At 41.7% G+C, this 25,662-nt stretch carries 21 protein-coding genes; 13 read left to right on the top strand and 8 right to left on the bottom strand.

Annotated elements, in window-relative coordinates; all coding sequences use genetic code 11:
• Positions 1-747 precede the first annotated feature (747 nt).
• The 3 genes from L4D09_RS25610 to L4D09_RS25600 form a co-directional block, all read right to left on the bottom strand.
• Positions 748-2,061, bottom strand: a complete 1,314-nt coding sequence (locus tag L4D09_RS25610) for a DASH family cryptochrome (RefSeq protein WP_428460381.1) — start codon at positions 2,059-2,061, stop codon at positions 748-750.
• A 73-nt stretch (positions 2,062-2,134) separates the two neighbouring features.
• The gene (locus L4D09_RS25605) at positions 2,135-2,698 is read right to left on the bottom strand and encodes a sugar O-acetyltransferase (RefSeq protein ID WP_428460380.1); all 564 of its coding nucleotides are present in this window, start codon (positions 2,696-2,698) and stop codon (positions 2,135-2,137) included.
• Between the two features lie 120 nt (positions 2,699-2,818).
• Entirely contained in the window at positions 2,819-3,541 is a 723-nt protein-coding gene (locus L4D09_RS25600) for a GntR family transcriptional regulator (protein WP_428460379.1), read from the bottom strand.
• A gap of 833 nt (positions 3,542-4,374) precedes the next feature.
• Here L4D09_RS25600 and manA point away from each other — a divergent pair.
• Positions 4,375-5,562, top strand: coding sequence for a mannose-6-phosphate isomerase, class I (gene manA / locus L4D09_RS25595; protein ID WP_428460378.1), 1,188 nt, complete (start codon positions 4,375-4,377; stop codon positions 5,560-5,562).
• Positions 5,563-5,702: 140 nt separating this feature from the next.
• Here manA and L4D09_RS25590 read toward each other — a convergent pair whose 3' ends face one another.
• Positions 5,703-6,350, bottom strand: a complete 648-nt coding sequence (locus L4D09_RS25590; RefSeq protein ID WP_428460377.1) for a MurR/RpiR family transcriptional regulator — start codon at positions 6,348-6,350, stop codon at positions 5,703-5,705.
• A 174-nt stretch (positions 6,351-6,524) separates the two neighbouring features.
• Here L4D09_RS25590 and L4D09_RS25585 point away from each other — a divergent pair, with 174 nt between their 5' ends.
• From L4D09_RS25585 to L4D09_RS25570, 4 genes are read left to right on the top strand one after another with little or no spacing between them, the layout of a single operon-like run.
• Positions 6,525-7,931, top strand: a complete 1,407-nt coding sequence (locus tag L4D09_RS25585) for a PTS fructose transporter subunit IIC (protein ID WP_428460376.1) — start codon at positions 6,525-6,527, stop codon at positions 7,929-7,931.
• Positions 7,932-7,988: 57 nt separating this feature from the next.
• Positions 7,989-10,628 (top strand): glycoside hydrolase family 38 N-terminal domain-containing protein, encoded by a 2,640-nt coding sequence (locus tag L4D09_RS25580; protein WP_428460375.1) that lies wholly within the window; start codon positions 7,989-7,991, stop codon positions 10,626-10,628.
• A 19-nt stretch (positions 10,629-10,647) separates the two neighbouring features.
• Positions 10,648-12,339 (top strand): sugar phosphorylase, encoded by a 1,692-nt coding sequence (locus L4D09_RS25575; RefSeq protein ID WP_428460374.1) that lies wholly within the window; start codon positions 10,648-10,650, stop codon positions 12,337-12,339.
• Positions 12,340-12,348: 9 nt separating this feature from the next.
• The gene (locus L4D09_RS25570) at positions 12,349-12,945 is read left to right on the top strand and encodes a fructose PTS transporter subunit IIA (protein ID WP_428460373.1); all 597 of its coding nucleotides are present in this window, start codon (positions 12,349-12,351) and stop codon (positions 12,943-12,945) included.
• 294 nt (positions 12,946-13,239) lie between these two features.
• On the opposite strand, the gene L4D09_RS25565 is transcribed toward L4D09_RS25570, so the two are convergent.
• From L4D09_RS25565 to upp, 4 genes are all read right to left on the bottom strand, one after another.
• Positions 13,240-13,944, bottom strand: a complete 705-nt coding sequence (locus L4D09_RS25565; RefSeq protein ID WP_428460372.1) for a 4'-phosphopantetheinyl transferase family protein — start codon at positions 13,942-13,944, stop codon at positions 13,240-13,242.
• A gap of 213 nt (positions 13,945-14,157) precedes the next feature.
• Positions 14,158-14,844 (bottom strand): HAD family hydrolase, encoded by a 687-nt coding sequence (locus L4D09_RS25560; RefSeq protein WP_428460371.1) that lies wholly within the window; start codon positions 14,842-14,844, stop codon positions 14,158-14,160.
• 63 nt (positions 14,845-14,907) lie between these two features.
• On the bottom strand, positions 14,908-15,132 hold the full coding sequence (gene pptA / locus L4D09_RS25555) for a tautomerase PptA (RefSeq protein ID WP_428460370.1): 225 nt from the start codon (positions 15,130-15,132) through the stop codon (positions 14,908-14,910).
• Between the two features lie 89 nt (positions 15,133-15,221).
• Positions 15,222-15,875: a uracil phosphoribosyltransferase gene (gene upp / locus L4D09_RS25550; RefSeq protein ID WP_428460369.1), complete on the bottom strand. Its 654-nt coding sequence runs from the start codon at positions 15,873-15,875 to the stop codon at positions 15,222-15,224.
• Positions 15,876-16,048: 173 nt separating this feature from the next.
• Here upp and L4D09_RS25545 point away from each other — a divergent pair, with 173 nt between their 5' ends.
• From L4D09_RS25545 to L4D09_RS25505, 8 genes are all read left to right on the top strand, one after another.
• Positions 16,049-16,540 carry a MarR family winged helix-turn-helix transcriptional regulator gene (locus L4D09_RS25545; protein ID WP_428460368.1) on the top strand — a complete coding sequence of 164 codons (492 nt, stop codon included), beginning with the start codon at positions 16,049-16,051 and terminating at the stop codon, positions 16,538-16,540.
• Between the two features lie 214 nt (positions 16,541-16,754).
• Positions 16,755-20,615, top strand: a complete 3,861-nt coding sequence (locus L4D09_RS28900; protein ID WP_489686003.1) for an amino acid adenylation domain-containing protein — start codon at positions 16,755-16,757, stop codon at positions 20,613-20,615.
• A gap of 60 nt (positions 20,616-20,675) precedes the next feature.
• A complete protein-coding gene (locus L4D09_RS25530; protein WP_428460367.1) occupies positions 20,676-21,605 on the top strand; it encodes a pseudouridine-5'-phosphate glycosidase in 930 nt (309 codons plus the stop codon).
• 242 nt (positions 21,606-21,847) lie between these two features.
• On the top strand, positions 21,848-22,336 hold the full coding sequence (locus tag L4D09_RS25525; protein WP_428460366.1) for a MarR family winged helix-turn-helix transcriptional regulator: 489 nt from the start codon (positions 21,848-21,850) through the stop codon (positions 22,334-22,336).
• Positions 22,337-22,700: 364 nt separating this feature from the next.
• Positions 22,701-23,192 carry a DMT family transporter gene (locus L4D09_RS25520; RefSeq protein WP_428460365.1) on the top strand — a complete coding sequence of 164 codons (492 nt, stop codon included), beginning with the start codon at positions 22,701-22,703 and terminating at the stop codon, positions 23,190-23,192.
• Positions 23,193-23,196: 4 nt separating this feature from the next.
• Positions 23,197-23,676, top strand: a complete 480-nt coding sequence (locus L4D09_RS25515; RefSeq protein WP_428460364.1) for a DMT family transporter — start codon at positions 23,197-23,199, stop codon at positions 23,674-23,676.
• Positions 23,651-24,838 (top strand): questin oxidase family protein, encoded by a 1,188-nt coding sequence (locus L4D09_RS25510; protein WP_428460363.1) that lies wholly within the window; start codon positions 23,651-23,653, stop codon positions 24,836-24,838. The genes L4D09_RS25515 and L4D09_RS25510 overlap by 26 nt, the downstream gene beginning before the upstream one ends.
• 164 nt (positions 24,839-25,002) lie before the next feature.
• Positions 25,003-25,404, top strand: coding sequence for an NUDIX hydrolase (locus L4D09_RS25505; protein ID WP_428460362.1), 402 nt, complete (start codon positions 25,003-25,005; stop codon positions 25,402-25,404).
• Positions 25,405-25,662: the final 258 nt, after the last annotated feature.

Raw genomic sequence — 25,662 nt, 5'->3', positions numbered from 1 at the left:
CTCTATTAATAATAAGAGCATAATAGGATTAATTTTATAACTAGAGTTTTTATATCATTGTTTGTTATTTAAACGACTAACAAATAAAGGAAAGCGATAAAGAACAACTTTATCGGTTGGTTTTAATTTAATTAGATGTGCCACCTGCGTTGAGTTTGAAGTTTTTTTATCCATATCTAGTACAACTCCTACTAGTGTATAATACATGAATTATGTATTTAAAATCCGTTTGATAGATTGGTTTTATCTTTAAGGTAGTTTATAAAACGTTATAAATTTAAGGGCGTAATTTTACTTTTTGTCTGCAGTTACTACAGCGATAGATCGACGAGTAAAAGATTTTACTCAAGCCACGACGCTTTATTCGTTGGTAGTTTTTTTCTTTACAGCAATTCATATGAGCTTCCTTTCTATCTCACCGTGTCGTATGGCGCATATTATGCGTGGATATAAATGCAAAAAGTGTGATCTCTCTCCATGTTTTCATTGTTCATTCTGTTGCATGCAAAAGGGTGCTGATGGGTAAATACTGCAATGTAGTATTAATTAGGCAGTAATGGTGGATTTGATGCTGATATGTACTAATTACAGTACATGCCTCTGTTGTTTTAAATTATTTTGTTACATATGAGATTGATGGAAAACTTAATATTTAATTATTACTAATAGTATTTAGAAGCTATTACTTGTAACTGGTGACGTTATTTCGTTGCTATAAATGCCTATTTTGGTAAATATAAAAAATATTTACCAAATGGGCCAATCTGCAGCATCCACAGAATCTAAACCACCATCATGTTTATCGCCTTTCCATTTTTTAATAAAAATACCATTCGGATCATATAGCGAAGATTGCTGTTCAATATCATAATGAGGTGGTGATTGGGCGTTAGTGCTCACACCTGCAAAATATTGCCAGCCCCCCCAGTTTATCGCAATGTCATAATCAATTAGGTGTTCTTCGAAGTAGCTCGCGCCATAACGCCAATCGAGGCTCAATTCATTGGTGAGGCAGCTAGCTACAATTTCACGCCCGCAATTAGGCATATAACCAGTATGTTTCAGTTGGTTCATTAATGCATTTACCAATGGGTAGGGGGTATTGCCCTCACACCAACGCTTAAAACGTTCAGGGTAGAATGCAGTGTGGGGGGCACTTTCGTTGATTCCCTTAAACTGGAAGAGTTGGCAGCCATATTTATGCGCATACCACTGGAAATATTCTCGCCAGAGTAGATCGTGTTTAATCCAATCGGAGGAACTTGTCGGCTCTGTAGCTTGCTGTTGATACTGTTCTAGCGCTTGTATAATTTGTTTTGCAGACAAACAGCCAAGTGCTAGCCAGGGGGAGCACTTTACTGAACTTTCCCAGGAATCAAGTGCGTTACGTGTCTCTTTATAAAAGCTTGGTTTCTGCGTTAAGAAAAAGGCTTGGAGTTGTTTTAGTCCAGCAGTTTCGCCACCTTGGAAAGCCGATTGATTTATTGTATTGAGCATTGGCGAAATTACATCATATGCCCTAAATGAAGGGGGAGGAGGCGGTAGTTTTTGAACTTTATCAAGCGCTGACTCAATTGGTTGGTTTTCGATAAGACGACGAAAGGTTGAAAAAGAGGCTGGTAAAGAATCAAGCGTAAAAGGGAGTTCTGTTTGATCAAAAAGGGTGTGAGTTGAGGCCTGTTTAAAGCTGATATACGGGTAGCGACCTTTCAAGGTGAGCCAATTACGCTGCTCGTACGTACCGACATGTTCACTTGAGTAAATTGAAGAAATATTATAGCGAGTTATCAGCTCTGGTAAGATATTTAAAGGGTGCTCTAAGAGAACCAATAATTGTTGATTATGCTGTTCAAGTTTATGTGATAAATCATCAAGTGATTGAAGTAGAAATTGAAACCGGTGCTTGCCATATTGTGAAATCGAATAAGGGTAATTATTAACGCGACCGTTGGGCATACAAAATACACAAATTAATCGATCAACTTCAGCTGCTGCCAGAGACAAGGCAGGGTTATCATTAAGCCGAAGATCATTTTGAAAAAGGAACAACCCTGTCGCCATTTGAACTTCCTAGAAAAAACGAATGTCTTAACTATAGGAAATAAATGAGGACAAGGTTGTAGCATTAAGCTTTTTATTGCTCTTCTTGTTCGGAGGCTATCACTTTCACAACCTTTGCTGGGGAACCCGCGACCAGACAATCAGGTGGCACATCTTTGGTTACCGTAGAATTTGCGGCAATAACAGAACGGGCACCGACAGTCACACCTTGGCAAATAACCACTTGTCCGCCAATCCATACATCGTCTTCAATCACGATAGGTTTACTGTAGGTTTCCCATCGGCGGCGGCTAAGGTGATCGAGCGAATGTGAAGCCGTATATAGCTGGGTATTTGGACCAATAAGTACGTTGTTGCCAATGTGAATTTCGGTGTTATCCAACATGGTTACACCCATATTAAGGAATGTATCTTTACCGATATGGATCGTTTTGCCAAATTCACATAAGAATGGCGGAGTGATCCAACTATTTTCGCCAAATGTGCCGAATAGCTCTCGGTAGTGGTCAATAACAGGCTCGCCCATGCTGTTGTTTATTTTGTGCTTGAGTACATCAGCTTTTTTACGGATTTGGCAAATTTCAGGATCTAGCCCATTGAATGGCTGGCCACTGCACATCTTCTCGAATTCAGTCATTGCATGCTCACGGTATTGCGATTAATAGCACTATTGTATTGGTAATAGGCTGAATAGTGGTTGATAAAGAGCAAAATACTGGCAGTGAACTAACTGCCAGTTTGTATAACAAGGGTTGGATTAAAAATGCTGCGAGCGCTTCGCGACTAAAGTGAACTTATAGTCTGATGATTTGAAGTAGTTACGGCTGAACTCGAACACTGTTCCGTCGTTTAGGTAGCCTTTAGTGATCTTCTTGATGATAGGCTGATCCGCTGCGATCCCGAGTTGTTCTACGACTTCTTCAGGAGGTAGAACTGGGATGATTTCCTGTTCACTACGGTCGATCACCATTTTCTTCTGGCCTTCAACATACTCATATTTCGAGCCCTGCATAACTTCATAAGTTAAATCAGGGAACAATGAGAGTGGCATCCAAGTTTCTTCGAGCGTCGCTGGGTTATCGTCGATATACCTGATCCGCTTCACATAGAAGACACGTTCGTTGTCAGCAATTTCCAATGCTTCGGCAATGGTGATTGAAGCTGGTTTGATCTCAAACGCTAAAATGTCACTGCGGGTTTCAACATTCAGGAGGCTCAGTTTTTCATAGAAGCTGGTGTACTGGTACATATCGTAGTTGGCTTTGTTTTCTTTTACATAAGTCCCACTACCTTGAATACTATTTAATACATCCTGCTCGACTAATAACTTCAATGCTTGGCGAACCGTTACTCGGCTGACTGAGAACTCTTCTCGCAGTTGTGCCTCGGTTGGTAAAGCCTCTCCTGATTTGTAATCACCAGTCTTGATTTTTTCCCTTATTGCGTCAGCAATCTGACGATACATCGGAAGGCGTGCCACGTACATCTCCTTCGGTAAGGCATGTTGCCTCACCCTTACTTATCGTTAGTACCCTTTGGCTCATTTGTTGCCGCATTAAATGGTACAAGCATGGCTATATTTTACCTTTAATTCAGCCCTCTTGAAAGTTGTCACATACAAAGTCTAAAATCAGGTAATACAACATTAATACATATATTAATGCTTACGTGATCTTTATCACGGTTAGATTGCGTAAAATACGTATTATATTTGTATTAACGTGGCGTAGGGTACTTGAACATCTATAGATCAACAGCGCAGAGGGTTGCAGTACTTGCCATAAGTCGTTGAAGTCTTGGTAAACGACACCTTAGGGCTGAGAGACTGTCTTTATGCATTAGATGAAAAGCTCGACCTGCAAAGTAAGCTTTATGATACGAGATCTTACCCTGACATTGTTGTTCGTGATTAATAAATAGAAAAACAAGATAGTACACAGAACAACAATACAAAATGGCTAATACAACGACAATACAAATGAATGGTGTGAGACGAATGTTAGTGTACTGATTACCTTGTCGATAACTGCCGCTAGACCTTATATAGCGCCTTGAAATTGAATGTGGTGAGATTTTTCTGGACGAAAGGCCATTGTATGTAATGGCAATCCTGAACGAGAACAGAGTAAATGTCCGTTTAGCCAATTGAATCGGTGTCAGGCAAAACGTTACGAGTTCGATTCTAAGTTCTCACTCTTGTCTTTACGAGGCATACCAACTTTACGTGAATTTATTTCGTGTTTCTGACGAGCATCCGCTCGGCAGGTTTTCACGGTTCGTGTTGATAAAGATAAAATAAAGAGTAAGAAGATTATGTTTAAACTTGGTAATGTTATTCAAAATTATGTGTGGGGTAGCAAAACGGCGATGAATGCTTTATTTGGGATTAACAACCCAGATAATCAACCGCAAGCAGAGCTATGGATGGGCGCACACCCAAATGGTTGTTCCCGCATAGTTAAAAACGAAGAAAGCCAGTTATTATCTGATTATATTGAACAAGCACCAGAGCGAGTTCTCGGACGTTATACTCAAGATAAGTATGGCGATTTACCATTTTTGATGAAAGTACTCTCGGCAGACAAGCCATTATCCATTCAAGTTCACCCTGAAAAAACAAAAGCGATGCAGGGCTTTATTCGAGAAAATGAAGCCGGAATTCCGCTAGATGCACCAGAGCGTAATTATAAAGATCCAAACCATAAGCCAGAGATGGTGTATGCCTTGACCAACTATAAAGCAATGAACGGATTTCGTGTAATTAGCGAAATGGTTGAACTGTTTGAGCAGGCAGACTGTGGTGTCTTAAAGCAGGATGTTGAGGAACTAAAGGCTTATTCAACTCCGATCCAGCTCGGTATTTTTTTCCGCCGTGTCATTTCTTTATCTGGCAACGAGAAAGATTTGGCTATTTCGCAACTGATGGCCGGTATCGAGTCTAAAGGGGTTAGCAATAATGCCCGCGAAGCGTTTGAGTTAATTATTGAGTTTGCAAAAGATTATCCATCCGATGTTGGTTTATTTTCACCGCTAATGCTAAATGTGATTGAACTCGAGGCTGGTGAAGCGATGTATTTAGATGCTGAAACACCTCACGCCTATATTAAAGGTACAGGCATTGAAATCATGGCAAGCTCAGACAATGTGCTGCGTGCGGGCTTAACCCCGAAACATATCGATGTGGAAGAATTGCTGAAAAATACCCGTTTTGAGCCAATTCCTTACTCGTTCTTACGTTTAAAGCCGCAGGTTCAGGGGCACAAACAGCGCTACCTTGTACCTGTTGATGATTTTCGTTTTGAAGTACTGAATTTATCCGCTCAAGCGTACACCGAATATGTACGCAGTGCTGAAATTGTGATGTGCCTTCAAGGTGAGATAAAACTGGAAACCGCTGACACAACCTTGACGCTAAAAACGGGTGAGTCTGCGATGATTCCTGAAAGTTGTGCGAATTACAGTTATACCGGTATTGGTAAAGCGGTACGTGCGTTTAATTGAGTACCGGTACGACTAAATATTTGAATTAACTGAGCGTTTTTACCGAACTCCCCCTTTCGGTATAAGCGATAGAGTGAGTAGTTACTTCTGTTTCATTACAGAAAATAAAAGAGCCTCGTTGAGGCTCTTTTATTTTGGTTTTAAAAATCCAKTAGCTCTTTACCAAGATGATCGACAATTTCGAGTATTCGTATTTGTGACTCTCGGCGGTAAGGTGAAATACCATCAACCTGTTCTTTAAGCCCGATATTTAAATGCGAGGTTTGATCAAGTGTCGAGCCTTTATGGCTTATCGCAACCACTTTTAGCCCTTTACGTTTGGCGTTATGAGCCATGTCGATCACCGCTTGGGTTTCCCCTGATTTGCTCACAAGTAGAACGGTACCTTGCTCTGCGCGCGTAAGCTGGTGGATATCGGTGATCACCAAATGGGGAATATTAGCCAGCGAAAGAAAGCGTGATAGGTAAGTTACGCTAACAATCGACGCCCCACGTGAGTACAAATAAACCACTGGAGAGCTATTCAAGGTATGTGCGATACGACTGATTTGCTGATGCTGTGCATCATTGGATGTGATGTCAGCCGTTTGTTTTTGCAGGTCATCGAATAGCCGGTACCTCAGTTCGGTATAGCTGGCATAGCCCATTTTTTTGCAGACACGGTTGACTGACGTTGTGGTTGTTAATGCCTTGTTTGCTATGGTTTTCGCCGAGATGGTGCCGAGATCACGAGCGTGGCTGATCAGATACTCATAGATCATACGTTCGATGCCTTTAAAGGTGTTCATCGCATACACTTAAATCAGTAATGAATTCGTCATATTAGGCGTGAAATTATTAAATTTTTCCTTGATAACCATCACAAAAGTACCGTCATACGTGAGTTGTACTACGAAACAGTGTAGAGATTAATGGCTGCTTAATATACTGGCCGCAGTTGATAATTATAACGGTGAACAACCATGAGTAAGAAAAAGCTCGTTGCAGTGACCGCTTGTCCTACCGGCATTGCACATACCTTTATGGCGGCGAAGAAAATTCAGAGCTGGGCCGAAAAGCAGGGATATGACGTCAAGGTTGAAACCCAAGGTAGTGATGGGGTTAAGAACAAATTGACTGCCCATGATATTGCCACCGCTGACGGTGTGGTATTGGCGGTTGACGTGCCGATCATGGACATGGAACGCTTCGATAATACCAACCCGCTAAAAATTCGGACTCAAGAGTTGATTAAACGGGTGGATGAGCTGCTGCCAACGGTTTTCTCTCGTGGTAAAGAAAAGTCTGATGCTGTTGAAATGGTTGAAGAAAAACGTTCAGCGTATCAAGTAGCTATCGGCCATATCATGACAGGTATCAGCTACATGCTGCCAGTGGTTGTCCTTGGCGGTTTATTAATGGCAGTGGCCAAAATTACCGGTGAGTTCATCGATATTTCCGGTACGCCAATGGAAACCCTCGACAGACTTGGTTTCATGACAATCAAGTTCATGTATCCGATCTTCGCTGCATACTTGGCGTACTCGATAGCAGGTAAACCCGCACTGATCCCAGCCTTTATTGGTGGCATCATGAGTGATGAAGTGTATAAACGCTTTTTCGATCTTGAAGGGTGGGCACCGTCTGGTTTCTTTGGCGCGATTGCGATTGGTTTCCTTGTCGGTTATCTAGTCCGTTATCTTAACGACACAATTAAAGTGAAGACGGAGTTAACAACGCTCAAAACCATGTTATTGGTGCCTGCGGTCACGGGTGTGGTCATGGTACTGACCATGGAATATGCCATTAACCCGTTCTTTGGTGCGTTGAACATTGCAATGATTGAGCTGTTCACTCAAGCAGGTGACGCTGGTCGTGGTGTGTATTCAATGGTTATTGCTGCTGGTACGGCCTTTGACTTGGGTGGTCCAATTAACAAAGCGGCAGGTTCGGTTGCCCTTGGCCTGAATGGTATGGGTGAAGGGTTCGATTTGGTAGCCCGTGAACTGGGTATTGTTATCCCGCCAATCGGTGTCGGCTTGGCTGCACTCCTTGATGGTAAATTCCGCAAACCTGTGTTTTCAAGCGAAGAGCGCACAGTAGGTAAAACATCTTTAATGCTTGGTTTGATTGGTATTTCCGAAGGTGCTATTCCGTTCATCCTTAAGAATCCGAAGATGATCCCTATTATGATCCTCGGGTCAATCATCGGCACCCAATTAGCTGTAGTACTGGACGTTTGGCAGAGTCTACCTCTTCCGGCTGTATGGGGTTGGTTCCTATCATCAGATCCAGTGAGCTACACCATCTCGGTTATCGCGGGTTCGGCATTTATTGCTGTCGCACTGCTGGTATGTACTAAACCAGTCAAACAACCAGTTAACGCTTAATTCCACTCGGGCGGCGCCTGCCGCCCTCCCAATGAAATAAAGATTGAGAGCTTCCCCATGGCTAAAGTTCATGTTATTCCCCACACCCACTGGGATCGCGAGTGGTACTTCACTCAACAAGACAGTGATGTCTTAGCAACCTACAACTTCACGAAGGTGATTGAGACACTGGAAAATCAGTCGAGCTACAGTTGCTACCATCTCGATGGCCAATCATCCATTGTTGAAGATTACTTAAAAGTGCTTCCGCACATGCGTGAACGCTTGGCTAAGTTGGTTACCGATAAAAAATTGTATATTGGCCCTTGGTACACCCAAACCGATACTTACAACGTAGCTGGTGAGTCGATCATCCGTAACTTGAAATACGGCATGCACATTGCCGAAGAGTTAGGCTACAGCATGAAGGTGGGTTACCTGCCGGATACTTTCGGTCATAACGCGCAAATGCCGACCCTGTTTAAGGGTATGGGTATCGACAATATCGTGTTTTGGCGTGGGATTGACTATGACGATCAAGTCGAGAAATCCCACTTCTTCTGGCAGTCTGCCGGTGGTGATCAGATCTACGCTTACAATCTAGTTCACGGCTATGGTGCTGCGAAGAATATTGTGCCGGAGCCTGAACATCTGGATAAGAAAATCTTCCCGATGATCGAGAAAATTAAATCGTTATCTGGGTTAGATGAAGTGCTTATCCCATCGGGTGGTGATCAGGTTAATATCGATCCTAATCTACCTGCGACACTTGCTGCTGCGACGGAGCGTTCGCCACAGGGCGATGTTTATGCGATTTCGTCGATGGAAAGCTTTGTTGACTTCCTGCGCGCTAACAGTGCTGACTTCGAGACTTATCGTGGTGAATTTAAGGCACCGCGCTATACCCGTATTCACAAAACCATTGGCTCGGTTCGCTATGACATCAAGAAACTGAATTTCGAAATCGAGCAGTTCCTGATGAAAAAGTTGGAGGTGGTGATTGCGATTGCCAAGGCACAAGGTATGACTGTACATACCGAGCTGGTGGATATTGCTTGGAAGAAAATGTTGGAATGCCATGCCCACGATAGCATGGGGGGCTGTAACAGCGATGCCACCAACGCCGATATTATGCATCGTCTTAAACAGGCTGAAGAAATTTGCCACGGCTTGTATAACCTAGTGGTGAAAGAGATCGCCACCAATACCTGTGATGATAACGAGGTAATGATCTTCAATGGTCAGATTAAGCCATACAGTGGCTTGGTTAACGTTGTGGCATTCTCTAAATACGAGCGAGTGGCGTTATCGGACGGTCAAACCGTGTTGAAATCTGAGGTGATCCAACGTGAAACCTTAGATGGCGGTAAGGTGATTGAAGTGACTAAAGATGGTGAGAAAGAAGTTGCTGTTCCACCATACTACCGTTTTGAGCTGAATGTCGAAGTCGAACCATTACCAGCGATGGGCTATCAAGTATTCCAGTTGCAGGAATGCAATGCGGCTTCGCAAATGTCTGCAGGCGAGCAGAGCACAATTGAAAACTCGATGCTGACGTTGAACTTGGTTGAAGGTCAGCTTCAATTGGAAGATAAGCATTCTGGCCGAGTCATTTCTCAATTATTGTCATTTGAAGAACAAGCCGACGATGGTGATTCTTACGACTTCTCGCCATTGGAAGGGGATACGCCAATCTTGAGTGGTGAGCTGAGTTGGCTAACCACAGAAGTTGGTGAACTTCAGCAATCGATGACAGTTCGCGCGGTATTGGCCGTCCCTGCTGATCTGCAAGCCCGTGCTGAGTGCGAGCAAAATGCCGAGGCAAGTTTCGATATCACACTGACATTGCTATCGGGTAACCGACAATTACAGGTAGAGATAGAAACTGTTAACCAAGTTGCTGATCACCGTGTACGTGTGTTGATCAACTCTGATCTACAAACCGACCAGTCAATCAGTACTCAACCATTCGCCCTAATGACTCGCCCAGTTGCACCAAGCATTGAAGGTTGGCGCGAGACATACCGCGAGTGCCCTATTGATATTGAAACGACTGATGGTGCGGTTGCCATTGCCGAGCAGGATAAGGCCCACTCTCATGCTAAGGCAATGGTAATTAATGGTCGAGGCCTGAAAGAGTTTCAGATCCTAAAGGGTGAACATAGCGATAAAATTGCCCTGACTTTGTTCAAAGCCACAGGCCGCTTGGGTAAAGACGATCTGTTATGGCGTCCGGGGCGCGCTTCTGGCATCAACAACACCGTGGTGTACACACCAGATGCACAGCTACAGCAGTCGATGGTATTTAGCTTTTCGTTGGCACTGACCACTGATGCTGATCATGCCACGGTACGCAAATTAGAACGTGAATACCTAGATACGCCATTCAGTTACCAGAAACAGAGTCTGAACAGTTTTGAAAACCGTTTAGAGCGCTTTCAAGTATGTTTCGAGCAGCGTGATAGTAAGAAGCATTACAGCTTATTTGATATCGACCAAGCATTAGAGTTATCGAGTATTGGTCATTCTTTTTATAAAGAGAATGCGGTGATTGTTCGTGTGTTTAATGCGACTGAGTGTGAGCAACAGCTTGATATTACGCCGTTCGCACACTTTGCTGCAGTCGAGCGAGTGAATTATCGCGAGCAAGTGCAAGACGGTGACTGGGCGGTACAGCCAAATAACACTATCGATCTTCGTTTGACGTTCAAAATTTAAGTTGGTCTGGAAAATAAGCATGATGAACGAAAAAATTTATCAAAAAGTTGCGCTTCTATATGGTGATGAACAAGCACAATTGATCACTGAAGATATTTTAGCGCTGATCGAAAAGTGGCGTGGTAAAGCACCGCAATACCCTCAGTGGGTAGACGAGAGCAGTACCTACCTGATCACTTACGGTGATAGCTTTCAGCAGGAAGGTGAAGTTACACTGAAAACCATGAAGCACTTTGCCGATAAATACCTGAAAGGGGCGATCAGCAATATTCATATTCTACCGATGTTCCCTTATACGTCGGATGATGGTTTCAGTGTGGTGGATTACCGTAAAGTTGACCCTAACCTAGGGGAGTGGGGGGAACTAAACGACCTTGCTGATAATTTCAATTTGATGTACGACTGCGTGATCAATCATATCTCGAAGAGCAGTGACTGGTTCCAGCGTTTTCTTGCGGGTGATGAAGCATATCAGGACTATTTTGTTGAGTCAGATCCAACAGTAGACTATTCAAGTGTCACTCGTCCGCGTGCGTTACCACTGCTTACACCATTTACCAAGGCGTCAGGAGATGTTTCCCATGTTTGGACTACGTTCTCTGACGACCAAATTGATATCAACTTCAAGAGCCCACAAGTACTGCTTGAGAGCATTGATATCCTATTGATGTACGCTGCCAATGGCGGACGTTCAATTCGCTTGGATGCTATCGGTTTTATCTGGAAGGTACTCAATACTAATTGTATTCACTTACCTGAAGCTCATGAAATCATTAAGTTGTGGCGTATTATTCTTGATGATGTCATGCCGGGCACGTTAGTGATCACCGAAACCAATGTGCCGCATAAAGAGAATATCTCATATTTCGGCAATGGCGATGAAGCACATATGGTGTATCAGTTCCCATTACCGCCACTGACATTACACGCATTTCTGAGTGAAAACAGCAGTGTGTTAACCAAGTGGGCGAAAGGGCTAACGGAAGAAGCGATGGCTTCATTGGCTGCTGGGCGCAAGACAACCTATTTTAATTTCTTGGCGAGTCATGACGGTATTGGCGTACGTCCGACAGAAGGCATTTTGACTGACGAAGATCGCATGATGATGTGCCAGCATGTCGAACGTAAGGGGGGGCGAGTTAATTTCAAGAACAATGGTGACGGTACGCAATCACCTTATGAGCTGAATATTAACTACCTCAGCGCCATTACTGAGCCAGAGGATGCCTCCGCGCTTAAAGCGCAGAAGTTCTTAGCAGCGCAGTCTATCTTGTTGTCGTTTATTGGTGTGCCGGCAATTTACTATCACAGCTTCCTTGGTAGTGAAAATGATATTGCGGGCATGGAATCGTCAGGGATCAACCGTCGTATTAACCGTGAAAAATTTGATATTGATACCCTTGAAACTGAATTAGCGTTAGAAGGTAGCCTTCGTCAACAAGTGTACGGTGAGATGATTCGCTTGCTTACGCTGCGTCAGCAACAGAAAGCGTTCTCACCAACATCGCCCCAACACGTTTTAGATCTTGGCGATGGCTTATTTGGGCTGGTACGTGGTGAAGGATCAGATGCGGTATGTTTGGCTGTAAACTTGTCATCACAACCACAAGCGACGAATTCACTATCGGGCTTTGATTTAGTTTCTCAGCAACCGCTGGAAGCTGGCTTTATGCTGCAACCTTATCAATTTGTTTGGCTGACACAGCAATAGGAAAGAACTATGAAACTTGCACAACTGACTTCAGAAAACCTTATTTTGCTTGATGCTGTGTTCGATGATCGCCTAGCAGCCATCAATGCTTTGACAGACAAGTTGGAGCTGACAGGCAAGCTCACCGACAAGCAACGCTTCCTCGATGCTGTACTGAAACGAGAAGAAGAGGGGCCAACGGCGCTGGGTGAATATCTGGCGGTACCTCACGGCAAATCCGATGCTGTGATTGAGCCGGTATTTGCCTGTGCTTTCGTCAAAGGTGAGCTTATGTGGCAGGGGCTTGATGGTGATGAGCCCGTTAATATGATTTTTCTATTGGCTATCCCGCCAGCACAAGCGGGGTCGACTCACATGGAAGTGCTGACTACCCTGACATCTTCACTAGTTGATGACGATTTCCGTGAGCAGCTGTTACAAGCAAAGAGCCCGGCAGAAGTCATGAGAATGTTTGGCGCTGAAGAGTCAGAATTAGCCGATTCAAAGCAAGCTACGCAGCAAGAGCAAGTTAGTAACGAAGACGACAAAGATATAAGCAGAATGGCTTATCCAATGATGCTTGGTGCTGGGGTGCTGATTTCTACATTTTTATTCTTGTTGCTCTAGGCGGATTCAGAGCAGAAATATTGCTGAACTACCGTTAAGGTAGAAATGTAGAAATGAGGGTGTGGGCAATAGCTTCACACCCTCATTTTTGTATTCGGGGAATGTTTAGGCCTGATTAGGCACAAATTTAGCTAATAAAATAGTCGAAATATATATTTTATATTTTATGTTTCATCCGGCATGGCAGGTGGTTACTGTTGAGGCAAAGTCGTTGAGAAACAAGCAGATTGCTCAAATGAGTGACATTATATTTAATGGAGGCTCATTCCTTTTAGTTTTGGGTTACGCCACAGATCAATTCTTTAGATGCACTCTAGTTAGTGTTTTGTCTGTTTGAGCAAAAGAATTTACGATTAGCTCTTTAAGAATAAGAGTATCAACAGGTATGCTGACATGCCATGAGATGCTTAAAGCTCCCCAGCCGAGACAAACAGTTTGCAACCAATAGCCGTTTCCTTGCCAGTGCTGTTTATACTTTATATTATCTAAACTTTCTGCACAGTTTATTGTATTTAATCTATTGTTAATACCGCATCCATCAGCTTTGAGCAAAGACTCTTTGGCGGTCCATATCTTATAGAAGCTTTTATTTATATTAGGTTCCTTTGATAAATAATGCTGCTCTTCAGGGTGCAATACCATATCTGCAAGCTCCCAAACATTGTCAACTTTTTCATAGCATTCAATATCGACGCCTATGTTGAGTTGACTTTCCCCCAAGAGCACGGCAATGGCAACTGCACCATGACTATGGCTCAAATTAAATGATAATGGCTCTTTTACAAATGGTTTACCATTTGAATTTGAAAAAAACGCCCATTTGTTTTTTTCTTGTTTAGGGTAAATATTACTTAGAACATGTCGTTTAAAATTATGGGCAAAAGAGTATTCCACCTGTTCTTTTTCAAACTGAAATCGATTAAGACGCTCACATTCATAGGCATTTAAGCAGTGATCTATTTCATAGGGGTGCTTTGTGCATACAATATGTAAATCCACAGAGAGAATTTCCTTCTAACGATAAGGTGCTTTTAAGTCACGGCCGTGTGACACATGGATCGCAATGGCAAAACCAACACGGACATTAACCCATAGTTGGCTTCTTTGTGATTGATTTTATCTGGTTGTAAACTTGAACACTGAACCAGATTTAATTCCTAGGTGTATATTGTGGGCTAGGGTTAAGTTGGTTTATGGTATCTCTTATTGAGATTAGAGTTTAAATCCAAAGTGTTTAATTGCTGTTTTAACAACATCATCAAAGTTTGAAACTATCCATTTTGGGGAAGCGGTGCGAAGCTCATGCTCTGAGTGAATACCATAGTTAACTGCAATGGCATCGCTGCCAAGGTTGTTGGCCATAAGAATATCGTGGGTTGTGTCTCCAACCATCAGCGCATCAGCAGGTGTCGCACCGTAGTAGTTTAGAATTTTCTCCCCTGACTCTGGAGCCGGCTTTTTAGCCGTGACTTCATCTGCACATACGACAATATCGAAAAACTTTGCGATACCAGCAGCCTCAAGCAAAGCGTTAGCACTGTTGGCAAATTTGTTGGTTGTGACTGACAGGGAATAGTTCTGCTGTTTTAGCATTGTTAAGCCTGAGATAACGCCAGGGAACAGGAGGCTTTCTGCTTTTGGAAGTAACGTTATTTTAAATTGTTGCTGATACTCTTGGCATAGCTCTGTAACGGCGCTTGAATTTTTCGGTTGTCCGGCGAGGGTTGAAAAGGCAACTTCTAATGGCATGCCAATTGTTGCTTTAATATCCGTAGGGTTTGGTAGGTGCGGATAATTGAGTGATGAAAATGCCGCATTGAATGCTTCAACAATCGCACGCTCAGTGTCAAATAAAGTACCGTCTAAATCAAACATAATGACCGACTTTAATGTATTCATGACTCTTCCTTTAAATGAATAATATATAGGATAAAATTTTGCTTTATAGTTGCGTTTATTAAATTAGTAGTTAGGTGCTTTTATCAAAAATTTTGACTTTGTGTCTATTTCAGGTAGATATACTTCTTGTTGCCAGTTGTCTGGCTGCACAGCCTCAAGAGAAATGGAAATAGCACCCTCATCACATCCAAGAGTCTCTGTTATGACTTGATTAATCTTGTTTACAAGTATTTCTTTCTGTTTTTCAGAAACGGAAACTGGAAAATGTTTGATTGATACGTGTGGCATAGTAATTCCTTTGTTGATGGCAATATTAAATGTTATTGGGAGCTTTAGTTAAGAATTATTCCCTGCAAAGTATTTTTTATTATATGGCGTTACTTTGAATAGGTTCCAAAGTAACGGTCACCAAAGTCACCAATCCCTGGTGTCATGTAAGCATGTTCATTCATTCCTTTTTCAATAGAAGAAGTTACGATTTTCAATTTCGGGAACTGAGTGATTACACGATCTAACCCTTCTGGTGAAGCAAGGAAATTCACAACAATTATTTGCTGCTCAGAAACGTTACGCTCGAGTAAAGTTTCGATTGCTTTTATCAATGAGCCTCCGGTAGCTAACATTGGCTCAAACAGGAAAACTGAGCGTTTCGCGATATCTGCTGGAAAATGTGAATAATAATAGCTTGGGAGTTTCGACACTTTATCGCGCTGGATTAGAATTTTACCTACTGGGCTTCCAGGAAACATATTATTGTATTCAGGCTCCATGCTTTCACCGGCTCTGATGACAGAAACCCCACATATACCTGTTTGCAAATCATACCCTTTATAAATATCTCCGATAGGGGTTTCAACCTCCTTATCATTGAATTGTATAAACTCAGATGCGTGGATAAGCAATTGACGAATTACCTGGTCACTGTAGGTTTTGAATGTTTGCTGAGAAGCATTTTTTTCCCGGATCTTTGTATGCAGGTATGAAAGATATGCTGTTTTAGGCAGAACAACAACATTTTGAAATTCATTCATGGATAATTTCCTTTTTGTCGATTGAATATGCGTTAAATATTGAATTCATCAATGAAGATATACAGGTTTAACGTCACAAAATATCTCCCTAGAGAGATATTTTGTAGGAAGGTACTATTCTTTAAGCTTTCTTTCAAGTATCTTTTTGGAAAAGTAAATTTTCAGGAGGCAAAATGAAACAAGACCACGTTGATCGATTGATTAAGCAATGGCAGCGCCAATGTCCAGATATTGATTGTTCCCCTATGGGAGTTATTGGGCGATTAAGTAGGGTAAATCGCTTTATAAGCCTGCAACGGCAAACGATTTTTGAGTCACATGGTTTGAATTCAACTGAATTTGATATTTTGGTGGTGTTAAGGTTTAGCAACCATAGCCTTACCCCGACTGAAATGTACCAAACGCTATTTGTCTCTTCAGGGGTGATGAGTACTCGCATTGAACGTTTAGTCAAAAGGGGCTGGATTGAGCGTGTCGCAAGCCAAAGGGATCGTCGAAGCTGCAAAGTGAAGATCACTTCAGAGGGCTTAGTTCTGATAGATCAAATGGTAGAACAATGTTTAGCCGCTGAGAAGCTCTTATTGGAGCCATTCACAGAAGAAGAGCAAGATAAAATCAATACAATTCTCCGGCATTGGCTTTTTGTTAATGAACCATCATTTTAATTACTTACCATAGCGACGATAGCATGAGTAGCCTACATGTCCCTGTCCACATCCTAGCTTAAAACTATCAAGAAAAAGCTTCAATATTTGTGTTTTAAGGAGGTGTATGTTTCTTTTGTTTATGTATCTTTCCAAAAAGATACTTGACAAAATATCATATGCAAGTAGTTTATATGAGAACTATTTTGCATGTGAGTAAATGGAAATTTAACAAATGATTAATGTAGCTTTTGAGCCGTCTGAATTTGGGCTAGAGGGGGAGTGTGGTAATGCAACTTTACTTGATTTGTTTTGTGAACAAGTAAGGCAGAGCCCAGATAAAGTTGCGGTAACGGACTGCAATGGATCGCTTAGCTATTTAGACTTTTATCTGAAGGTTATGAAAACAGGTCAGTATCTGGCAGATATACAAGCCTCAAATGAGAACTGTATCGGCCTTTACTGTGAACCTTCTATCGATTTGGTATGTGGTGCATGGGGGGTTTTAGCATCAGGCAATGCTTATCTTCCTTTGGCGCCTGATTATCCAAGTGAACGTATTCGATACATGATTCAAGACTCAAAAGTTCGTGTAATTTATACTCAGGAGCACCTGAAAGCTCAGCTAGAAGCTCTGGTACCTGAGCATGTGAGTGTTATCGCATGTAAAGATATACCTAATTCATTTTCTGATAGAACCACTGGTTTAGTTAACACTGTCCATTCCAAGATCACACCCGAGCATCTTGCGTATGTTATTTATACATCCGGTAGCACTGGAAAACCAAAAGGTGTAATGATCCAACACCAGAATATTGTTCATCAAATGGCGTTTCTGAAGCAACGTTTTTCGTTTGGCGAGCATACGCGGATCCTGCAGAAAACCCCAATGAGTTTTGATGCGGCTCAATGGGAAATCCTTGCCCCTGTTTTTGGTGGCCACTTATTCGTTGGGCCGGTGGGGTGCTACCGGGATCCCGATGTAATGGTTGAGGCTTTGCTGAACTATGACATATCGGTATTGCAATGTGTTCCTACTTTACTGCAAGCATTAGTTGACCACCCATCATTTATTGACTGCAAGAGATTAAAACAAGTTTTTAGTGGGGGAGAAACGTTAACCCGACAGCTATCAGCAGAGTTTTACGGAGTGCTACCAGAGTCAGAGCTGATTAACCTGTACGGTCCTACAGAGTGCACGATTAACTCATCGTATTTCAGAGTCTGTTCAAAAGAGCTAGATAACTACCCAAGTGCTATTTCTATCGGTAAGCCTGTTGCCCAGACTCAATACCATATTCTTCGTAATGATGGTCAACCAGCTTTAGTTGGTGAAATTGGTGAGCTTTATATTTCAGGACCTCAAGTAGCAAAAGGATACTTACACCGATCAGACTTAACAAAAGATAAATTTGTCCCAAACCATATTTCAGGTGATCCTGAGCATGTAAGACTATACCGTACCGGGGATTTGGCGAGATGTGATGGAGAAGGCAATGTACATTTTGCTGGGCGTGCCGATAACCAGGTTAAATTACGTGGGTATCGCGTTGAGTTAGATGAAATTCGTCATGCAATTGAAAAACACTCCTGGATAAAAAATGCGGCGATGGTGATTAGTAATGACGCCCGAACAGGTAGTCAGAATTTGATTTCATGTGTCGAGCTTGACAACACAAAAGCTGCCTTAATGGATCAGGGAAATCATGGGTCACATCACCAATCCAAAGCCAATAAACATCAGGTAAAGGCGCAGTTATCAAACGCTGGATGCCGCCAACCTGAAGAGTGTACGGGCAAGTTAAGGATCGAGTTGAGAGGAAAAGAGCCAACTGAAAGCCAAAAAGAAAAAGCATTTGGAAGAAAAACGTATCGCTTTTTTGAACGACAGCAGCCGGTGACAAAAGAAGAGTTACGCAAGCTTTTAACACTTGAACAGCATACCCCCTTATCTTCTGATATTGCCCAGCTTACAGAGTTACAGTTTGGTGAGCTACTACGCCATTTTGGACAATACATCAGTGATGAGCGCCTGCTTCCTAAATATGCATATGCTTCGCCTGGGGCATTATATGCCGCGCAGATGTATTTTGAATTGAACGGCTTATTTGGTTGGCCTGCTGGGATTTATTATTATCACCCAGTAGAACATAGCCTAATACACATCACACCATTAGCTCAAAGTGAAACGCCTATTTTAAAGCTGCACTTCATTGGTAAGCGTGACGCCATCGAGCCGGTTTATAAAAACAATATATTAGAAGTTCTGGAGATGGAAACAGGCCATATTCTTGGTTTATTTGACGAACTTCTACCTAATTTAGGACTGTCCATTGGCCGCCATCATCTGAGTGAACAGTTACCGAGTTGGTACGATGGAAAACAGCATGATTACAATCTAGGCACATTTGACATTTGCTCTAGTGATTCTGTGCCAGAGATTGAACTGCCTGAGCTTTATGTCCAAGTCTATAGTAACCGGGTGCTCGGCATGGCTGAAGGACTTTACAGGTTTGTGGATCAAGGCTTTGAATATCTAAGCAAACAATTGGTTATGAAGCGAGATGTTATTGCAATTAATCAGGAGGTGTACGATAGGGCAAGCTTTGGTATCTCGATTGTTGAAAACTCCCGGGAGCCAGCTATTCACTACATCAGTTTAGGCAGGACCCTTCATAAGATTCAAAGTAACCCTCTTTTTCTGGGTATGATGTCCTCAGGATACAGCTCTAAAACAGGTAATGACTTACCTTCTGCAGTCAGGATGCGACAAATTTTAAATGCCCAAGGACTGGAGCTGAAAGCGTTCTATTTCTGTATTGGTGGCGGGATCAGCGAAGAACAGTATTTTAGCACTGGAATGAAAGAAGACACTGTTCATATGCGTGGCCCGACAGAGATTATTAAAGATGATCTAATGAGTCAGCTACCACAATACATGATTCCTAATAAAGTTGTCATTGTCGATAAATTACCACAAACAGCAAACGGTAAGGTGGATTATCAAGCTCTGAAGCTTCTTGATGTAGTTGCTAATTGCGGCTCTGAGAAAAAGTTTGTGCCATTGGAAACAGACACCGAAAAACAACTGGGAGTAATTTGGTGCCGTATTATGAAATGGGATACAGCTTCTGCCGAAGATGATTTTTTCGAATGTGGTGGTAATTCATTGACGGCAGTAGCAATGATTAACCGAATCAATCAGACTTTTGAGATAAAAGTACCACTTCAAGTTCTATTTAAATCACCAACAATCAAACAGCTTGCTAAGTGGATAGATAGTCAGGATGAGCAAGCCCAACCGGTTTCTCGTTTGATCGAGATGAATAATTCGCAACTAAGACCGGTATTTTGCTGGCCTGGTCTTGGTGGCTATCCTATGAATCTTAAGCTCCTTGCCAATCAGGTTGTACCGGGACGTCAGTTCTTTGGTGTGCAGGCTCTGGGTATTAACGAGGGAGAGGTGCCGTTACCAAATGTGCAGGAAATGGCAAAATCAGATATCGAGCTAATTAAAGCAGCACAACCAGAAGGGCCGTACACTCTTTGGGGGTATTCGTTTGGTGCTCGGGTTGCTTTTGAAACGGCCTACCAGCTAGAACAAATGGGGGACACGGTAGAAGCCTTGAATTTAATTGCACCTGGATCGCCGCAGACACACTGCGATCTAGAACAATTGAACCAAGATGAAGCATCATTCTCTAACCCGATATTCGTCACCATTCTTTTTTCAGTGTTTGCGCATACTATTGATGGTGCATTGTTGAAAAGCTGTTTGACTCAGTGCAATGACGAAAGCAGCTTTGTCAAATTTATGTGTCAGCGATTCCCGATGTTACAAGAAGACTTAATTAGGCGTATTACTCGAATTGTTCAGGTTTCTTACAACTTTAGCTATACCTTTGAAGAGTTAGTTGGTCGTAAAGTTAATGCACCAGTAACCATTTTTAAAGCGCAGCAAGATAATTACTCCTTTATTGAAAATGCGTCTGCATTCTCAAAAGCACCGCCAAAGCTAGTTAACCTTGAGGCTGACCACTATCAGGTTCTGAAAGGCCAAGGCGTTGCAGAGCTAGAAGTACATATTAACGAGTAATAACCACGAAAATTAGCCCTTTGCTTTTAAATAAAGCGAAAAGGCATTTAAGGAATTGAAATGATGATTCAGCAAAATATCCCTTTAAAGTTTACTGATGAAGTTAAGCAAGCTCTAGAAGAAGGCAGAGCTGTTGTTGCGCTAGAATCGAATGTGATCACGCATGGGCTAGATTATCCCGATAATGTAAAAACAGCTCTGGCAGTTGAAGACGCTGTTAGAAAGAGCGGGGCAGTCCCCGCAACAATTGGTATCGATCGCGGTACTATTTTGATTGGCATGAATAGGGAGCAGATAGAATGTTTTGCTTCGGCTTCTAATGTACCAAAAGTTTCTAGTCGTGATTTACCGATGATCTTGGCTAGTGGAAAAATGGGGGCAACAACAGTGGCATCTTCCCTGATTGCTGCTGAATTGGCTGGGATTTCATTTTTTTGCTCAGCAGGCATTGGTGGCGTACACAGGGGGGCTCAGGAAACAATGGATATCTCTGCGGATTTAATTCAGTTTACTCGCTCAAAAGTGGCTGTGGTATGTGCTGGGGCGAAAAATATTCTTGATATCGGTTTGACACTTGAATATTTAGAAACTCAGAGTGTCCCACTGGTGTCGTATCAGTCTGATGATTTCCCCGCATTTTATTGTCGTTCAAGTGGTTATAAGAGCCCAATGCGAATAGATGATGAGAATACTATTGCAAGATCGATTGAAATGAATTGGGCATTGGCTGGTGGGAAAGGTTTTGTTATTACCACTCCAACAAAAGAGGACGATGCAATTGATAGTCAGGAAATCGAATCGGTGGTCCAGAAGGCCGTCAAGCAGGCCAAAGAGGAAAAAGTCACAGGGAATGCGATAACAAAACACATCATGAAAGCGATAGAGAAAGCAACTTTCGGACGTTCAGCAATCGCGAACATGGCAGTGCTCATCAATACAGCTGAAGTGGCTGGTCGATTAGCTGTAGCACATCAACAGTATAAAGCCTAATAGTACACGTGCAGGGTGGATTGCGAGGGCTTACCCGCTCTGCACGTTTAAGGCTGGTATATTCCTAGATTGTATTAAAGTAGATACAAATAATAAAAAGATTGGCTACCAAAGGTGATGGTTGCCACTGATTTTGTTTCAAAACATTTCTATTTTAATGGTTGGTAAGATTAAATAATTAGCATTAAAACTTTTATTCAAGTATCTTCCTAGAAAGAAACTAACAAGAAGGGTGAATTCTGTTGAAATACGATCATGTTGATAAGCTATTGGCACAATGGAAGGAGTGCCGCCCAGATCTTGACTGTTCACCAATGGGGGTAGTTGGCAGATTAAGTAGATCAAGTAGGATCATTGATAAACGCTTGCTAAAGGCATTTAAGAAACATGACCTTAGCGCAATTGAGTTCGATATCCTTGCAACATTACGCCGTTGTCAGGAAGCACTTACACCAACCGAACTATATCAAACACTTATGTTGTCATCTGGTGCAATGAGCACACGGCTTGATGCATTGGTGAAGCGGGGCCTGATTGCGAGGATTGCAAGTGAACAAGATAGACGTAGTTGCAGTGTGGCGCTTACGGATGTTGGTATTGAGCTGATTGATAGGGCTTTGGAAGCTCATGTTGAAAATGAAAGGAATATTCTTGAGCCTTTAACTGAAGATGAGCAAGTGTATTTGGCAGCCTTACTACGTAAGTGGCTTCTATATAACGAAGGTCATTAATAGAACTAAGTTCAGTCCCGTCTGTATCTTATGTCGGTTTACGCACACAGGATTCCTTAATTTGACTGGAATCGCGACTATCTGATCAACCAGCCAGACTATCTCGTACCATTGCTAGGATTTCGGTTGCCACATAAACCTGAGAGCTTTGGTTAACTGTGCGATGGTCTGGTTAGCCTGTTCCACAGCAAATTCATTTCTTTATTTTTCTGCTCAAAGCCTATGCACCTCCCCGCATAAGGGCTAACTTACCTTGTGTGAAATATACGTGGATGTTAGCAATAAATCTTTTTGAAAAGATACTTGATATATTCGGATTACTTAAGTATCTTTCATGAAAGATACTTAAGTAAAAGGTAGGCACATGCGTCAGGACAATTTTAAAACAGTTAGTATGATTAAAAACATTTGCCTTGCTATGATTGGCGGCAGTTTTCTTTCGTTGATGATCCAGACAAATAGCTTCTTAGCTAAGGATACTTCTCCGCTTTTCGCCTCTTGGGTTGCACACGGCGTAGGTGCTATTACTGCTTTGATTCTCGTGTTTTTAACATATCATCTGTTTTCAAAGCAGAGAGCGATTAAAAGTAATCAAGAAAAGAAACAGCTACCATTATGGTTATATTTAGGCGGTATCCCCGGAGCATTTACTGTTGTACTTGCTGCGGTTGCAATTAATGGCGGTGTTTCTTTATCCAGTACTATTTCTTTAGGTTTAGTCGGGCAAATAATGTTTGGGGTCGTTTCTGATCATTTTGGACTGTTCAATACAAAGAAAAGAAAAATAACCATAAGGGATATATATGTAGTCTCATTAGTAATGGCAGGAAGCATGATGATTTTATTTGGAGCTTAATTTAATGATTACGTTTTTACTCATAGCTGTATTAAATGGAATATTTATTGGAACAGCAAGAACTATTAATGGCCAATTAAGTGTCTCACTTGGTTCGTTTAGTGCATCTCTTTGGAATCATATTGTTGGACTGATTTTTTTAACTTTTGTTTTATTGTTTTCATTTGGATCGAGCTGGCAAATATCTGAACTAAATAATTTGCCTGTATGGGCTTATGCTGGTGGTGCTTTTGGTGCCTTGTTTGTTGCGATTAGTAGCTATGTTTTCCCTAGGATAGGAGCAATGAAAGCAGCAATTTTCGTTATTGCTGGGCAAATGATATCGGCTGTACTGGTTGATTATATCAATCAGGGAATGGTTTCGGGAGTGTACAAAATGTTCGGTGTACTCCTTATCTTACTGGGTGTTTATTTTAGCAGTAAGAAAGTGGATTCAGGAAAAAAGAAGGATAATTGCAATGAGTGTCAACCAGTTACTAAATGATAAAGCTTACGACATTGAGTTTAATGGTCATCTCACCAACCACGTTAAGCATGCCGTTATTGCCTTAGATGGTTTGGGGGTACCTATTAGCCGAATACAGGATTATTACGAAAATTATGCAAAGATGACTCCTTATGGTATGGGGTTAGAGGCGCCGAGAGAAGCCAAGTATGAAATCAACCAGAGTAACTGGAAAGATTTTTTAGGAAAGAGAACCAGCTTTTGGGGTTACTGTCATTTTTTCGCGAATGAGATGGAGCGAAAGGGCATTGATATGGTTGTTGAAGAGTATGTACCATATCTGATTGGCGGGTGGGCTGGCGCTTTAACTCATGGAACGATCCATCTAGGATGGGCATTGCACGTGAATCATCGCTGGATGATCGTTGAAGGTCTTGCTTATATGGCATTTTCTTATGTACCGTGTTATGCGGAACGGGCAATAGTTGACCCTCAGCTTAATGATGAAGATGCGGTGGGCTCCCTGTTAAGACTCGCTAATCTCTGGCATTCAGGTGAGCGCGACAATTTAACATTGTGGCAGGATCAACTGATGAACAGTGATGATCCAGATTTGATTGGTCGCATTCATCCTGAGTTGCTAAGATCTGGATTACAAAATCGGATTGCTAGGGTATTGATGCAAGGGCATCCTGAAATTTATCGTCTACCTCAGTGGATCGAAACACAGCCTGCGACAAAGAGCTGGGAGCAATTACGTTACCTTGTTACATTGATCTATTTAGCTAAACCTGGTGATTTCTTGCTGTTGCATCTAGTGACCTCTCTGTATGCAATGGAAAAGATTGCTACACATTTACCAGATAGTGAAACAACAAATATCATTCGTCATTACTGGATAGGAATGCAATGCGTTTTGTTTGCAACGGGCAATTTCTCTAAGCCAAATAAACTCTTAGCATTGAACGAGGCATATCAAGAACGAATTGATGTGAATTGCGAGCTAGATTTGGATCTCGAATGGAAGCATATTACTTCTCGGGCATTAGAAGAAGAAGAAGAACATAACCCTAAGCTTGTTCATGTTATGAATCAATACTGGATGAAAAATAAAAAAACTATTTTTAGAGCAGCAGCAAACCAATTTACTTCTACGCCTGATTTGCCTGAATCTTTTGAAAGTCCCCCTATTGAAGAATGAAATATTTATTAATGCTGAAATGATAAAACCAATTAATTAAATAAGTTTTTGATTTGTGAAAAATGAGTGTTTTTATAAGCAGAACAATGGGGGATTTATTTTAATCTTTATATTTATTGGTTTAATTATGTTGAGGTGAATATGATTTTCTATAGGAAGTGGTTATGAATTATGAGATAGATAAGTTAGCTTGGTTATATATAAAAGATAATCGAGTACTGATGGCACGTTCTAAAGGGAAAGATAAGTTTTATCTTCCTGGTGGAAAAAGAGAAGAAGGGGAGAGTGATGAATCTGCATTGATCCGAGAAATTAAGGAAGAAATTTCGATAGATATAATCCCAGAAACCATTGAATATATGGATGTTTTTACTGCTCAGGCCGATGGGAAGTCATCTGATACTTTGGTGAGGTTAACTTGTTATCGAGCTGATTTTCAAGGTGAATGTAAGCCATCAGCAGAAATTGAAGAAATCGACTGGATCTGTTATCAGGAAAAAGAAAGGTGCTCCTTGGCTGCAAAGGTCGTGTTAGATACCTTAAAATCGCAACATATTCTGGATTAGGTCACTACAGGTATTTTTCTCAAATCTTATGATTAGATCAGGCTCATTGCATTAGAGTTACAGGTAATGATAGGTCGTTTGCGTTTGAAACTTACGATCTATTACTTTTCATCCGTTATAGATGGATCGATTCCCACCTACGGATGAATTTAACATAATGAGCCATCTCTCGAATGCTGGTTGTCACATTATTTCGAATATTTCTCTAAGTCTTACTTATAATGAACAAGTTGTATAAGAATGATATAAGTCTTATGG

Source organism: Photobacterium makurazakiensis (genome assembly GCF_050336715.1).
Lineage (GTDB): Bacteria > Pseudomonadota > Gammaproteobacteria > Enterobacterales > Vibrionaceae > Photobacterium > Photobacterium makurazakiensis.
The sequence above is the reverse complement of the archived record's forward strand: the minus strand, read 5'-3'. Positions and strand labels throughout refer to the sequence as shown.